The organism is Dickeya parazeae Ech586, from assembly GCF_000025065.1.
In the GTDB taxonomy this organism is placed as follows: Bacteria; Pseudomonadota; Gammaproteobacteria; order Enterobacterales; family Enterobacteriaceae; genus Dickeya; species Dickeya zeae.
On sequence record NC_013592.1, the window covers coordinates 2,454,769 to 2,468,973 of the forward strand.

The 14,205-nt window shown below is 50.2% G+C and carries 15 protein-coding genes; 9 read left to right on the forward strand and 6 right to left on the reverse strand.

The window, feature by feature from the left end:
* Positions 1–52 precede the first annotated feature (52 nt).
* Both yeaG and DD586_RS10715 read left to right on the forward strand, forming a co-directional pair.
* Complete coding sequence (gene yeaG, locus DD586_RS10710) at positions 53–1,987, forward strand: protein kinase YeaG (RefSeq protein WP_012884836.1); 1,935 nt, start codon at positions 53–55, stop codon at positions 1,985–1,987.
* 36 nt (positions 1,988–2,023) lie between these two features.
* On the forward strand, positions 2,024–3,301 hold the full coding sequence (locus DD586_RS10715; RefSeq protein ID WP_041164937.1) for a YeaH/YhbH family protein: 1,278 nt from the start codon (positions 2,024–2,026) through the stop codon (positions 3,299–3,301).
* Positions 3,302–3,394: 93 nt separating this feature from the next.
* Here DD586_RS10715 and DD586_RS10720 read toward each other — a convergent pair whose 3' ends face one another.
* Positions 3,395–3,790: a hypothetical protein gene (locus DD586_RS10720; RefSeq protein ID WP_012884838.1), complete on the reverse strand. Its 396-nt coding sequence runs from the start codon at positions 3,788–3,790 to the stop codon at positions 3,395–3,397.
* 310 nt (positions 3,791–4,100) lie between these two features.
* Here DD586_RS10720 and DD586_RS10725 point away from each other — a divergent pair, with 310 nt between their 5' ends.
* Positions 4,101–4,439, forward strand: coding sequence for a YebY family protein (locus DD586_RS10725; RefSeq protein WP_012884839.1), 339 nt, complete (start codon positions 4,101–4,103; stop codon positions 4,437–4,439).
* A gap of 537 nt (positions 4,440–4,976) precedes the next feature.
* Here the strand turns inward: DD586_RS10725 and DD586_RS10730 are convergent.
* Together DD586_RS10730 and DD586_RS10735 are read right to left on the reverse strand one after the other, a co-directional pair.
* Positions 4,977–5,375: a DUF6979 family protein gene (locus DD586_RS10730; RefSeq protein ID WP_012884840.1), complete on the reverse strand. Its 399-nt coding sequence runs from the start codon at positions 5,373–5,375 to the stop codon at positions 4,977–4,979.
* 408 nt (positions 5,376–5,783) lie between these two features.
* On the reverse strand, positions 5,784–6,536 hold the full coding sequence (locus DD586_RS10735; protein WP_012884842.1) for an IclR family transcriptional regulator: 753 nt from the start codon (positions 6,534–6,536) through the stop codon (positions 5,784–5,786).
* Positions 6,537–6,938: 402 nt separating this feature from the next.
* Here DD586_RS10735 and DD586_RS10740 point away from each other — a divergent pair, with 402 nt between their 5' ends.
* From DD586_RS10740 to DD586_RS10765, 6 genes are all read left to right on the forward strand, one after another.
* Positions 6,939–7,331, forward strand: coding sequence for a RidA family protein (locus DD586_RS10740; protein WP_012884843.1), 393 nt, complete (start codon positions 6,939–6,941; stop codon positions 7,329–7,331).
* A 138-nt stretch (positions 7,332–7,469) separates the two neighbouring features.
* A complete protein-coding gene (locus tag DD586_RS10745) occupies positions 7,470–8,306 on the forward strand; it encodes an ABC transporter substrate-binding protein (RefSeq protein ID WP_012884844.1) in 837 nt (278 codons plus the stop codon).
* Between the two features lie 49 nt (positions 8,307–8,355).
* Complete coding sequence (locus tag DD586_RS10750; protein ID WP_012884845.1) at positions 8,356–9,096, forward strand: amino acid ABC transporter permease; 741 nt, start codon at positions 8,356–8,358, stop codon at positions 9,094–9,096.
* A complete protein-coding gene (locus tag DD586_RS10755) occupies positions 9,093–9,737 on the forward strand; it encodes an amino acid ABC transporter permease (protein ID WP_012884846.1) in 645 nt (214 codons plus the stop codon). Before DD586_RS10750 ends, DD586_RS10755 begins: the two co-directional genes overlap by 4 nt.
* The gene (locus tag DD586_RS10760; protein WP_012884847.1) at positions 9,734–10,471 is read left to right on the forward strand and encodes an amino acid ABC transporter ATP-binding protein; all 738 of its coding nucleotides are present in this window, start codon (positions 9,734–9,736) and stop codon (positions 10,469–10,471) included. Before DD586_RS10755 ends, DD586_RS10760 begins: the two co-directional genes overlap by 4 nt.
* Before the next feature lie 11 nt (positions 10,472–10,482).
* Entirely contained in the window at positions 10,483–11,754 is a 1,272-nt protein-coding gene (locus DD586_RS10765) for an alanine racemase (RefSeq protein WP_012884848.1), read from the forward strand.
* A gap of 209 nt (positions 11,755–11,963) precedes the next feature.
* Here the strand turns inward: DD586_RS10765 and ftnA are convergent, their stop codons facing one another.
* The 3 genes from ftnA to copC form a co-directional block, all read right to left on the reverse strand.
* Entirely contained in the window at positions 11,964–12,473 is a 510-nt protein-coding gene (gene ftnA, locus DD586_RS10770) for a non-heme ferritin (RefSeq protein ID WP_012884849.1), read from the reverse strand.
* Positions 12,474–12,779: 306 nt separating this feature from the next.
* The gene (copD, locus tag DD586_RS10775) at positions 12,780–13,658 is read right to left on the reverse strand and encodes a copper homeostasis membrane protein CopD (protein WP_012884850.1); all 879 of its coding nucleotides are present in this window, start codon (positions 13,656–13,658) and stop codon (positions 12,780–12,782) included.
* 18 nt (positions 13,659–13,676) lie between these two features.
* Positions 13,677–14,057, reverse strand: coding sequence for a copper homeostasis periplasmic binding protein CopC (copC, locus tag DD586_RS10780; RefSeq protein ID WP_012884851.1), 381 nt, complete (start codon positions 14,055–14,057; stop codon positions 13,677–13,679).
* Between the last annotated feature and the right edge of the window lie 148 nt (positions 14,058–14,205).

Here is a 14,205-nt window from a genome sequence, read left to right on the forward strand (position 1 = left end):
CATACCATTCGCTCTCTTACTCTGTGTTAATCGACGAAGGACGGGCAACGCTATGAACATATTTGATCATTATCGTCAGCGTTACGACGCTGCCAAAGACGAAGAGTTCACTCTGCAAGAGTTCCTTACCATCTGCCAGCAAGACCGCAGTGCGTATGCGAACGCCGCTGAGAGATTGTTAATGGCTATCGGTGAACCGGTTATGGTAGACACCGCCCAGGAACCACGTCTGTCTCGTTTGTTTTCCAACCGGGTAATTGCCCGCTACCCTGCGTTCGAAGAGTTCTATGGCATGGAAGAAGCCATTGAACAAATCGTTTCCTATCTGAAACATGCCGCGCAAGGGCTGGAAGAGAAGAAACAAATCCTCTATCTGCTGGGCCCGGTCGGCGGCGGTAAATCCTCTCTGGCTGAACGGCTGAAAGCGCTGATGCAGCGTGTTCCTATTTATATCCTGAGTGCCAACGGCGAGCGTAGCCCGGTCAACGACCATCCGCTGTGCTTGTTCAACCCGCAGGAAGATGCGTCAATCCTGGAGAAAGAATACGGCGTTCCACGCCGCTATCTGGGCACCATCATGTCCCCTTGGGCGGCTAAACGCCTGCAGGAATTCGGCGGTGACATCACCAAGTTCCGTGTCGTCAAAGTCTGGCCTTCGATCCTGGCCCAACTGGCTATCGCCAAAACCGAGCCGGGTGATGAAAACAATCAGGATATTTCAGCGCTGGTCGGTAAAGTGGACATCCGCAAGCTGGAGCATTTCGCACAAAACGACCCGGACGCTTATGGCTACTCCGGCGCGCTGTGCCGTGCCAACCAGGGCGTGATGGAATTCGTGGAAATGTTTAAAGCACCGATCAAAGTGCTCCACCCTTTGCTGACGGCCACACAGGAAGGCAACTATAACGGTACCGAAGGTATCGCCGCGCTGCCGTTTAACGGGATTATCCTTGCGCACTCCAACGAATCTGAATGGGTGCAATTCCGTAACAACAAAAACAACGAGGCCTTTCTCGACCGTGTCTACATCGTCAAAGTGCCTTACTGCCTGCGGGTTTCTGAAGAAGTCAGAATTTATGACAAGTTGTTGGTAAACAGTGAGCTGAGCCGCGCCCCTTGCGCGCCTGGCACGCTGGAAACCTTGGCCCGCTTCTCCATCCTGTCGCGGCTCAAAGATCCAGAAAACTCCAGTATCTACTCAAAAATGCGGGTATACGATGGTGAAAGCCTGAAGGATACCGATCCGAAAGCCAAGTCGTATCAGGAGTACCGTGATTACGCAGGTGTCGATGAAGGCATGAAAGGGCTTTCCACCCGTTTTGCCTTTAAGATCCTCTCGCGCGTGTTCAACTTTGATCACAGCGAAGTGGCGGCCAACCCGGTTCACCTGTTCTATGTGCTGGAACAGCAAATTGAGCGGGAACAGTTCCCGCAGGATGTGGCGGAGAAATACCTGGAACACCTGAAAGGCTACCTGATTCCGAAATACGCCGAATTCATCGGTAAGGAAATACAGACGGCCTACCTTGAGTCCTACTCGGAATACGGTCAAAACATCTTTGATCGCTATGTGACCTATGCTGACTTCTGGATTCAGGATCAGGAATACCGTGACCCGGATACCGGTCAGTTGTTTGATCGTGAATCACTTAACGCCGAACTGGAGAAAATCGAAAAACCGGCGGGTATCAGTAACCCGAAAGACTTCCGCAACGAGATCGTCAACTTTGTATTACGCGCCCGCGCCAGTAACAGCGGCCGTAATCCGAACTGGACCAGCTATGAAAAACTGCGTACGGTCATTGAGAAAAAGATGTTCTCCAATACCGAAGAGCTGCTGCCGGTGATTTCGTTCAACACCAAAACATCGACGGAAGAACAGAAAAAACACGACGACTTTGTCGATCGCATGATGGAAAAAGGCTACACCCGCAAACAGGTGCGTTTGCTGTGCGAATGGTACCTGCGCGTGAGGAAGTCATCCTGATGCCGGACATCGACAGGCATGTCGTTTGGGGGAAACATGGCCTATTTCATTGATCGTCGCTTGAACGGCAAGAACAAAAGCGCGGTTAACCGCCAGCGTTTTTTGCGCCGTTACAAGTCGCAAATAAAGCAGTCGATTGCCGGGGCCATCAACAAGCGTTCGGTCACCGACGTGGAAAATGGGGAGTCTATCTCGATCCCCAACGCGGATATCAGTGAACCGATGTTCCATCAGGGGCGTGGCGGGGTTCGTCACCGGGTTCATCCCGGTAACGATCACTTTGTCGAGAACGACAAGATCGAACGCCCTCAGGGTGGTGGTGGCGGTAGCGGCTCAGGCCAGGGGGATGCCGGGCAGGACGGTGAAGGTCAGGATGATTTCGTGTTCCAGATATCCAAAGATGAATATCTTGACCTGCTGTTCGAAGATCTGGCGCTGCCGAACCTGAAAAAAACCGAGCATCGGCAACTGAACGAGTACAAAACCCATCGTGCGGGGTACACCGCCAATGGCGTCCCCGCCAATATCAGCGTGGTGCGCTCACTGCAAAACTCGCTGGCACGCCGCATGGCGATGACCGCCGGTAAACGACGCGAGCTTCACCAGCGAGAGGAAGACTTGGCATTGCTGGAAAACACGGAACCGGCTCAGTTGCTGGAGGAGGAGCGGCTGCGTCAGGAAATCGCCGAGTTGCGCCAGCGTATTGCCAGTGTGCCGTTTATCGACACCTTCGATCTGCGTTACAAGAATTACGAACGTCGGCCGGAACCATCGAGCCAGGCGGTGATGTTCTGTCTGATGGATGTCTCTGGTTCTATGGACCAGGCCACCAAGGACATCGCCAAACGTTTTTATATTCTGCTGTATCTGTTCCTGAGTCGAACCTACAAAAATGTGGAGGTGGTGTATATCCGCCACCATACACAGGCCAAGGAAGTGGATGAGCAGGAATTCTTTTACTCTCAGGAAACCGGCGGTACGATTGTCTCCAGCGCCCTGAAATTAATGGAGGATGTCGTCAAAGAACGTTATAACCCCGCGCAGTGGAATATTTATGCCGCGCAGGCTTCCGATGGCGATAACTGGGCGGACGATTCGCCGCTCTGTCGTGAATTACTGGCCACCCGCCTGCTGCCGGTGGTGCGTTACTACAGCTATATAGAGATCACCCGCCGCTCTCACCAGACGCTGTGGCGGGAATATGAAGTGCTGCGGGAGAATTTTGATAATTTTGCCATGCAGCATATTCGCGATCAGGACGATATTTATCCCGTCTTTCGCGAAATCTTTCACAAACAAACCGTCAACAATTAACCAGACCAACATCAGCCAGCGTGTTACACGCTGGCTGTTTCCCCTCGCCTTTTTCTGCTGTACGGCCCGATATTTCATCAACCCAGCAAAAACTTAAATAACCGGTACCACCTTGCCGAACGATTTATTGAATGACGAGTCTTTAATTTTCCCCTCAGAGAATACAAACAGCATCTTGTGTTTTCCCATATAGGCGCCGAACCCGTTCTTCGCATTGATCACCACCGGGACCACCCAGCCAAATGTGACTTTATTCTTTGATGTGAATGAATCCTTTTCCAAATAACCTTTGTATGGCGCCATGAATGAATAATGCGCGCTATACGGGTCTTTCAGCGCAAAGCTGCAATAGCTGTAAATCTGTTTTTTATAATCTGCCGGTAATGTTCCATAATCCGCCGTTTCAGCGGCCATCCGCATAGAGGCTGACTGATTCGCACAGCCAACCAACACGACCGACAGCGCAGCCGCGGCAATGATTTTTTTCATTATGTATAATCCCGTTGATGGTTGTTTCCCATTGCAACATCTCAGGAATCACCTCAACGGCACCTTAACCACTATTCGGTCTCCACATTTTATCCTTAATCTTGAGCAAACTGGCGCTTACCTTCGCATCAGTTGCACTCGCTATGCCGTTAGCTCGACTTCATCAAAGCGGACCGTTATGATCGCGGTTTCAGTCATACTGGTTTCTCTCACGCTTTAACCATAGCGAATCCAGCACCCAACAATATGCCTGAGAACAGTATGCCTGAGGTGACCTCTGGTCAGGGTGCGCTTTAGATGGAATATCACGATGAAAAAAGTAGTACTGTCACTGATTGTCTCGGTCCTGTCGGCGCAGGCATTCGCTGCTCCGCAATTAGCAAATTTAAGTAAGCTGGAATATGGCGCGAATTGGGCATTTAACCGCGAAGAGGTTCAGTTGGTCTGCCGGGCTGACCACGCGATGTACGTGATTAACCCCAGCACACTGGTACAGTACCCGCTTAACGACATCGCCCGAGAACAGGTCAGCACCGGTAAAGTAAACGCCAGCCCGTTGGAAACCATCCTTCTGGATGACCCGAAAAATCCGGGGAAAAAAATGAGTCTGCAACCCTTTATTGACCGGGCACAACACCTCTGCCAGTAGCACATATAGCACGACAGAAAAGCGAGTGGATCGTCAATATGCAGGTTTGCGTTGGTTGTCACAAAGTGTACAGATTGTTTCAGAATTGACCGCCAAAGCGCGTGCCAGACTGGAAAACAAAGAGGGGTCGTCTACGCTTAAAGAGCAGGTTGTGATGCAACTTGCAACAAATGCCAACTTTTAGCGCACGGCTCTCTCCCAAGAGCCATTTCCCTAGACCGGGCACAGGAATCGTGTTCGGTCTTTTTTTAACTAATTGATATGTATTGATTTATTTTTCAATGTCCGAAAATGTCCGAAAACCCGTACCCGGTGTAAATTGCTGCAAGCTAGATATCGACTACTTTCTGTCACTGAATAACGGGTTCAGAATATATATCGCACATAAAGTCGGCCTCAATTACTCAAAGAGACCGAATAGAAAAGACACTGAGTTAGTTATGCGTCGCAAAAATGAACAATAAAAAACTGAACCTATTTTGCACATCATGCTCCAGGCTCTTTGAGTAATTTAGCGTGTACGTGTTATTAGATTAATTATGGTTTCTGTAATAAACCAGCTTCTTTCAGTGCCAGTACAACATCCATCTGCCCATTCTGGTTTTTCGCAGCATCAGGGTAATTTTCTGTAGCATTTCGCCACAACACAGCCTTTGAATACTTTCTGTCAGGTTCTTTTAGTACCAATTCCGCCGCTATCTTGGCATAGTCTTTATTTGGGCTATCCGATGATAGATAATTTCTCTTCGGAATCCCTTTAACATAACCATCCTGACACAAGCCAAGAAATGCAGACCGAGGACACCCTTTTTTCTGGCTATCCTTACTATTGGTGAACTGGGTAATTGAATCTTCCCAACACTCCCTTGGATCAGGCTTATTAAGCCTATCGTATACTGCCACTGCTGCTATTGCTGTTTTCCCATAAACGTTCATATTATATTTCTACCTCGCCATGTATTTCCTTGCTGATATATAGACCACTTTGATACTTCAGCGTATAGACATTGTAAACACTATTCCACCAGACATATAACATTACCACGCTCCTACCTTTATTATAAACCCATAATCATCACAAGTTAGAATCTATTAAATTATCGATTTTGCAGTCTGTAAACATCCCAGTAAGAATCTTGTTTTTATTGCATATATTTTGATTTTCACTCTTATTTCATTTATCTATCATCACTCCGGTAGTAATTTTCTAAAAAAATATAAATATGTGAAAATTGATAACTGCATTACCGCAGGCATTCAATGAATGTCTGCGGTAATCGTATTCATTCTTCCCACACGTGGAGATTACCACTGCGCCATAACTCACCATCCCAGGAAATCACATCAGGTGAAATCAGACAGCTTCTGCCCGGAAACAATCAACTCATCCAATAACATTTTACGGCGATCTGGCGGCGTATCGCGGCTAACCATAAAGCAGACTGCCGCTACCGCCTGACCACTGCGTGAGCGAATCGGGGCGGCCATGCAACAGGTAAAACTTTCCGATAGCCCTTCCGTCTGGCAATACCCTTGCAGCCCTGCCCGATGGATATCATCAAGGAACGCCTGTTTATCCAGAATGGTTCCATTCGCCAGACGATAATCCTCTTCAGGGATCAGCTCAAGAATGGCACTGTCTGACCAATTACTCAGCAGCAACCGTCCCGTCGCCGTCCACGGAATGGGAACGCGTACACCGATATCCGAGGTTATCTTGAAGGGATGCGCGTTACTTTCCGATAGCACTACGGTGTATTTATTCCCTTCCAGCATGCAGAGCTGCACGGTTTCACCATGACGCGCAACGAGTTCCACCATGAGCTGGTGCGCCCGACGAATCAAATCATTGTGCGCCATGTAGTCCGCACCATAGTAGTGCATCTCACGACCGAAGAACACGGCACCATCAGCATCCAGTTCCAGCAAGCCAGCCTCACTGAGCAGGCTCACCAGTTCATAGACGCTGGAACGGGGAGCACCTGTTGCGTCAATCAAATCACGCATGGCCATGGGTTTTCTGGAAATATGCAGTTGGCGAAAAATCTCGATGACCCGGTCCACACCGCGCGCCCGTGACGTTTTCTCGTCAGACATAGGCACATTCTCCTGTTGCAATCATGCAATGATAAATACGCTGAAAAAAGAAAGCATCATACACTGCCAGCCCTCGTTAACCCATCTCGATAAAATAATTTTTTACTCTGGATACCGATAATACCTGCGCTCCATTTTAGTGCCCCAATCTGGCGCAAATAAATAATGTTCGTTAAAGAAAACAAAACAACCGATGTTTTCATCCCTAAAACTGATATTCGTTTCTCTTATTTTTGGGATCCTGTCAGCAGGATTAAAAATTAAATACGGATCCCTATATTGCAAAAATAAAAATCCTGTGCAAATCTTGCGCTATCCGGTATTGCAGATTAAAGTCTGATATACCGGACAGATACACAGACAACACCATACCCGAGTTATCATGAATAAGGAGCAGGTGGCATGACGATCAAACGCTACGGCATTGAGGGTGGGACCGGTACCGGCGGGCAAAAACTGCCATTCGCACGGGCCGTCGAAGCCGATGGATGGCTGTATATCTCCGGTCAAACGCCCATGCGTAATGGCGAAGTGGTGGAAGGTGGCATCATCGAGCAAACGCAATTAGCGTTCGATAATTGCCTGACTATCATGCGTGAAGCGGGTTACCGTGTGGAAGATGTCGTCCACGTCACAGCAGTATTAACCGACTCCCGTTACTTCAGTTCATTTAATAAAGTATTTAGTGAAATATTTAACGGCCATCCTCCCGCACGAATTTGCAGCGTGCAGGATTTGGTCGTCGACTGCAAAGTGGAAGTGGATATGAAATGCTTTCGTGCCGATCGCAAGTAATTAAGTCCACGCTAAAAACAGGCTAATTATTTTCATTTTACGCGTCAAAACCAGGGTAGCCTGTTATTAATAAGCGTTTTCCACTTTTCTGCAAAATAACGGTTTTCATATCATCTCCATTCAATAAGAGAGCATAAAATGAATACAACATCGCTAAAAATAAACACCAGGCTCTTTGCCAGCGCGCTGGTGTTGTTGACCCTGGCAGGCTGTACGCCTACCGATGAGAAGAAGGCTGACAACGCTGCGCCGCAGTCTGCCCTTCAAACCGTTTTGCAACGTGGGACGCTACGCGTCGGTGATTGTCTGAGCTTCGCACCATTCGGCTTTTATGACCAGGCGGGTAACCCTGATGGGTACGATGTGGATTTGGCCAAAGCACTGGCAAAAGCGATGGGAGTCAAGCTAGAGATGGTCAACACCACCAGTGCGAACCGCATTCCTAACCTGCAGACCAATAAAGTGGATGTCGTGTTTTGTAACTTCACCCGCAACCTGGAACGCGCCAAAGAAATCAGTTTCACCGCCCCGTATGTCGTGGCAAGCGAAGCCATGCTGGTGCGTAAGAACAGCGGAATTCAGTCCGCTCATGATATGGCGGGCAAAACCATCGCCACCGTGAAGGGCTCAACAAACGGCGACGAAGTGCGCAATCTCGGTATCGATGTCAAGATTCAGGAATACGACTCATCCCAGGCGGCCATTCTGGCGGTAAAACAAGGTCAGGCTGATGCGATGATCGAAGATAATAATTTCCTCGCCTATCAAAGTAAGCTCGACTCAACACTGACGGTCACCAATGAAGCATTGGTTCCGCTTGAATACAACGCATTCGGCGTGAAGCAAGGCGATCAGGTCTGGCTGAATTACCTGAATGAATTCCTGTTTGAGATTAATGCGTCCGGCCAAAACGCAACGCTGTATCAGAAATGGTTTGGCAGTAAACCTCGCTACCCACTGAACCCACAATATTGACCGCACGTGGCGCAGCATTCACTGTTGCGCCGCTCAAAGGAGCAGACCCATGAATTATCAATGGCTAACCCTGTGGCACTATGGTGGTACGTTTCTGACGGCCACCTGGCTGACATTGCAGGTCACCCTGCTTGCTTTTGCACTGGCGATAGCACTTGGCCTGTTAGCGGCGCTGGCAAAAGCCTCATCGCTGGCACCGGTACGCTGGCTGAGTCACGGCTATGTGGAGTTCATTCGTAACACGCCGGTGCTACTACAAATTTTTATTATCTTCTTCGGGCTGCCCTCACTCGGTATAACCATGAGTGCAACAACAGCAGGGATACTGGCATTAGGCATTAATGTCGGCGCCTATTTATCGGAAACCTTTCGGGCCGGCATTCAATCGGTGCCTAAGGGCCAATTGGAAGCGGCCTGGATCCTGGGTATTCCACGTTGGCACATTTTCCTGAGCGTAGTGCTGCCCCAGGCCACGCGCGCTGTATGGCCTGCCATTATCAACAACCTGATCCAATTGCTGTTAGGTACCTCGTTGTTATCCGCCATTGCCCTGCCGGAACTGACGGGTACCGCAACCGTCATCAATGCCCGCACATTGCTGTATATCCAGACCTTCAGCATCGTGACGGTGATTTATTTACTGCTCAGCAATCTGTTTTCATGGTTAGGGCATCTGGCAGGACGGCGTCTGTTTACCCCGCCGCTGGTCACCCCGGTAAAAAAGCCCGCCGCCGGGCTGATAAGACAATGGCTGACTAATTCGCTGCCAAAACGGGAGAATGCGCTATGAACGACATCATCATCAGTGCTCTGCCGTTGCTGTTAACCGGTCTTGGTACCACGCTGGTACTCTCGGTGGCCGCAATTATTGGTAGTACGTTGCTTGGCCTGCTGGCAGCGGTGCTACGCACCAGCCGATTGCCCATCGCCCGACAACTCGCCCTGTTGTACATCGAGCTGTTTCGCGGCACACCCGTACTCATTACGCTGATGTTTATCTACTTCGGCGTAGCGTATTTTGGATACGACATTAACTTGTTCGCCGCCGGGATCCTGGGGCTGAGTATTTATCAGGGCGCTTACATCGCGGAAGTGTTTCGCGCTGGCATTGAAGCGGTGCCCAAAGGGCAATGGGAAGTGTCATGGATTTTAGGTTTATCCAAACGCCAGACCTTTCTCAGTGTGATCCTGCCCCAGACTCGTGGCATCGTGCTGCCCCCGCTGACCGGGCAATACCTGTCGCTGATTAAGGATACCTCAATAGTCAGCATGATTGGCATGTCAGAGCTGATGCATCAGGGGCAGGCGATTGTCGATCGTATCGGCCAGCCGGTCATCATTTATGGGCTGGTCGCCCTACTCTATTTCGCCGTTTGTTTTCCGCTTTCCCGTTGGGTTCAACATCACCAGGCCAGGAGCCAGTTATCATGAGCAAATCCGCCATTACACTGAGCCGTATTTCCAAATCATTTGGCACCACCCAGGTGTTGAAAGCCATCAGTCTTGACGTCTCGCCAGGTGAAGTGTTGGTGCTGATTGGCGCGTCCGGTTCTGGAAAAAGCACCGTATTGCGCATTATGAGCGGCCTGGAGAGTGCCGACAGCGGCGAGATTTGGGTCAATGATGTGCCGTTACATGATACCAACCGCAGCCATGAGATCTGTGGCCACGTTGGCATGGTGTTTCAGCAATTTAACCTGTTTCCGCACAAAACGGCGCTTGGCAACGTGACCCTAGCGCTGATAAAAGCACAAAAATTACCTGAAGCCGAGGCCACGAAACGCGGTATGGCTGCACTGGAACGTGTCGGGCTGGCGGAACGCGCGCACCACTATCCTGCGCAGTTATCCGGCGGGCAACAGCAGCGGGTTGCCATCGCCCGGGCATTGGCGGTTGAACCCAGGATTATGTTCTTTGATGAAGCCACCTCTGCACTCGACCCTGAGCTGGTCGGTGAAGTAATGGAAGTCATGCGCAGTCTGGCTCGTGACGGCATGACGATGGTGGTGGTAACCCATGAAATGGGCTTCGCACGCAAAACAGCTGACCGTGTGGTGTTCATGGATCAAGGCATAATCGCGGAACAAGGCTCACCCGAGCAGATTTTTGTGCATCCGCAAAATCCACGGACTCAACAGTTTTTATCCCGCGTACTTGAACATTAACAGGAGGCGACATGTCGATTCACTTTCCGTTGCAGGCTGATGGCTTACTGGATGCGCCGCACACCGCACCACGTTTTAAATCTGTTGCCGGTAGCGGTACGGAATACTTGCCTGTCGGGACGCCGGTGTTAAGCAGTGAAACGGTGTTCTCCCCGTTGATGTTGATGAAGCAGTCTGCTTTGGAGAACAACTTGCGCCAGTTGGCGGCCTTCTGCCGCGAGCGAGGCGTGATGCTGGCAGCCCATGGCAAGACGTCTATGTCTGCGACTGTTTTGCGCCGGGCGATTACCGAAGGTGGCGCATGGGGCATCAGCGCCGCGACGCCTGCGCAAGTGCGTGCACTGCGTCACTTCGGCATTCGTAATGTTTTTCTTGCCAATCAGTTGGTTGACCCTGCGGGTATCCGCTGGATAGCGCAATGGCAACAACAGCATCCCGACCACGGTTTCCTCTGCTACGTCGATTCACTGCACGGGGTAAAACTGCTGGAACAGCATCTTGGTCATAGCCGTATCTCGGTGTTGCTGGAGATGTCAGTCAGCGGCGGCCGTACTGGTTGCCGCTCACTTAAGGACGCTGTGATGATTGCCGACGCCATCGCGGCAAGCCCATCATTACAGTTGGTTGGTGTGTCAGGGTATGAAGGTGCACTGGGCGCCGGGCGGGATGCCTCCGGTATCGCACGAGTGAAAGACTATTGCCACATGCTAATCACCACCGCCGCACTGCTGGCGGAAAAGCGCTTATTCGGCAGCGACAACATTATCCTTAGCGCCGGTGGTGGGGCGTGGTTTGATGTGGTCACAGACTGTTTGACTAGCGCCCGCTTACCATTACCGGTTATCCCCTTGATCCGCTCCGGTGCCTACATGGCGCATGATAATGGTCTCTATGCGCGTATCGCACCATTCGCCCAGCCCGGTAGTCACCACCATTTCACTGCCGCACTGGAAATCTGGGGGCGCGTGTTGTCACGTCCAGAACCTGGACTGGCATTTCTCGATTTTGGTCGACGCGATGTGCCATTCGATCAAGATTTACCTATTCCGTTATGGATCCGCCAGGCAGACGGCAGCGCGGCACGTTCGGCCGCGCAGTTGCGCATCACGGAAGTTAACGATCAGCACGCGTATCTCAGCCTGCCAGACGCAGAACGGTTACAACCCGGAGACTGGGTGGGATGCGGCATTTCCCATCCTTGTACGGCATTTGATAAATGGCGCTACCTGCCATTGGTTGATGACCATTACTGCGTAACGGATTCACTGGAAACCGTATTTTAAGACGCTAACCTCGGCCCCACGGATGTGGTTATACCATTATGACGATTGAAAACGACTGAATGACAAACACCGCGGCAATAAGACCTTAAACACAAACGGTGTTACAGCAGATTTGATTTAACGTGGGAGTAGGAACGGCTGGCAAAAGCATCGCAAGGGGAATGGGTAAAAAGGGAACGGGTAATAGGGAGACTATTACCCGACACATATCAGGCAGATGGGGTTACTGAAGCCGCCATTTTTTTCAAATCCTGATCAATAAAGAACAAGCCGCCTTCCTGTGCATTCACCATACCCAGCTTGTCGAGAATGGATTTGAACAGTTTTTCTTCTTCGTGCTGTTCCGACACATACCACTGCAGGAAATTAAAGGTGGAATAGTCCTGCAATGTCATAGCAGCATGAGCCAGTTCATTGATTTTTTGGGTAATCAACTGCTCGTGCTCATAGGTCAGTTTGAAGACATCCTGCAACGAATCAAACTCGATCGGCGGTGCGGCAATCGCGCCCAATTGCGGCATGCTGCCGGTGTCGTTCAGATAATCGAACAGGCGTTGCATGTGATCCATCTCTTCACGGGAATGTGATTTCAGGAAAGCCGATGCACCTTCAAAACCTTTATCGCCACACCAGGCGCTCATCTGCAGATATAAATTGGCGGAGTAAAATTCAAGATTAAGCTGTTCATTCAGCTTTTGAATCATTTCTTTTTTTAACATGGCCGTTCCTTATTTTACTGGCAGGTGACTGATTTTCTTATTATGCCTGTAAAAGACGGGATTTAAAACATTCCATTAACACAAAATTGAAATAAATCCTTTATAACTTCAATGTATTATCATTTAGTTATGAGAATAATTTTCATTATTCTCATAGTTAGAAAATAGCTTTGATAATTATTTTCATTACCTGTTTTTATTAAGCATTCTGGGTTTATTAAAAATCCAGGTTTATAAAAAATAAAGTCAGTATGCTTGTCTGCATAATATACCCGGCACGGGCACATTTCCTTGCCTACGGTATACTCATGCCGGTGACAATGTCGCCAGAACACTAACCAGCGCAACCACCAGAACAGATAATGACAGTTCTACAATCGTCAATCGCAGAAAATAACCATAAGCGGTCGCACCAGCACGCTGAAAGCGCGGTACTACCCAGTAGCGATTGAATAACGCCAGCAGCACCATGGCAGCAACCAGCAAAACCTTCACCGCCAACAACGCGCTATACACCCCGAACGGCGGCAACGGCCAGCCGAGAATCAATCGGGCATTCACCAAACCAGTCAGGATTGCCAGCGCAACCGCCAGATGACCGAAACGAGAAAAGCGCATCATCGTCAGGATGGCATCGTCACGTGCCGACACCCGCTGCGCATCCCGTAATACCGGCAATAAAGGAGACAGTCCGCCGACCCAAAATGTCACCGATAACAAGTGCACCGCCTGACTCAAGCCATGCACTATCCCGGGCCATCCCTCCAACATCGCCGCGTGACCTACCCACGCCATACCACAGAGCTGGGCTACGCCAGACACCAGCATGCCCGTTAACCATCCACTGCGGTGCCAGAACACCGCCGCACACGTGATTAACGCCAGCACCGGTTGCCAGATCCATAGCATCCCGAAACGGGTACCCAGTACGGCATACCAGGTACTGACATCACCGATATTACGCCAGTCACCGCTCATCAATCCGGTCTGAGCCGCCAGGATACCAACAGCGGTCAACACGGCTACGATGCTGCTGAACACCATCACCCCATACAACCGTAACGCCAACTGCGCACGATAGGTCCGGGGTGACAGTAACCGACAATAGCAGGTTGTCCCTACCAGCAGCATGAGGCTGGAAAAATGTCCGATACGCAATACGGCGTATAGCGCTTCCAGCAGCATCAGCCAATCACTGCCGTATTATTTAACGTCAAAACGATAGCTTCCCTGCGTTTTATGACCATCGACAGACAACACATGCCAGGAAACCTGATAGCTACCACTGGCTAACGGCTTTTCAATCGGCACCACCATTACATTATGATGATCATTTTCTACCGTCGCCTTGCCTACCGACACCACCTGCCCCGCCAGCGTCAACTCCACACCACTGAACGCGGGTTCGATATCTTCAGAAAAAAGCAGCGTCAGAGAAGACGGTGCTGTTTGTTTTGCGATCACCTTGTCTGCCGCCGGAATCTGGCTTTTGAGATGGGCATGCGCCAGTGCAGCCTGAGAGATAAAAAGGCTTCCCACTAACAGTACTGCATTCATCACCGGAAAAAATGTACGCTTCAACATGTTCTTATCCCTTCTAATCATTTTCTGTTGCGTTCAGTTAACGCAAAACAACGGCAAGGATACGGGCCGCCCACCGCCTTGTCGAGAGTCCGGAAAGTAACAGGATTTGCCAATTCCGCACTTCTGCTTTACTTTTGTGGCGCAACAA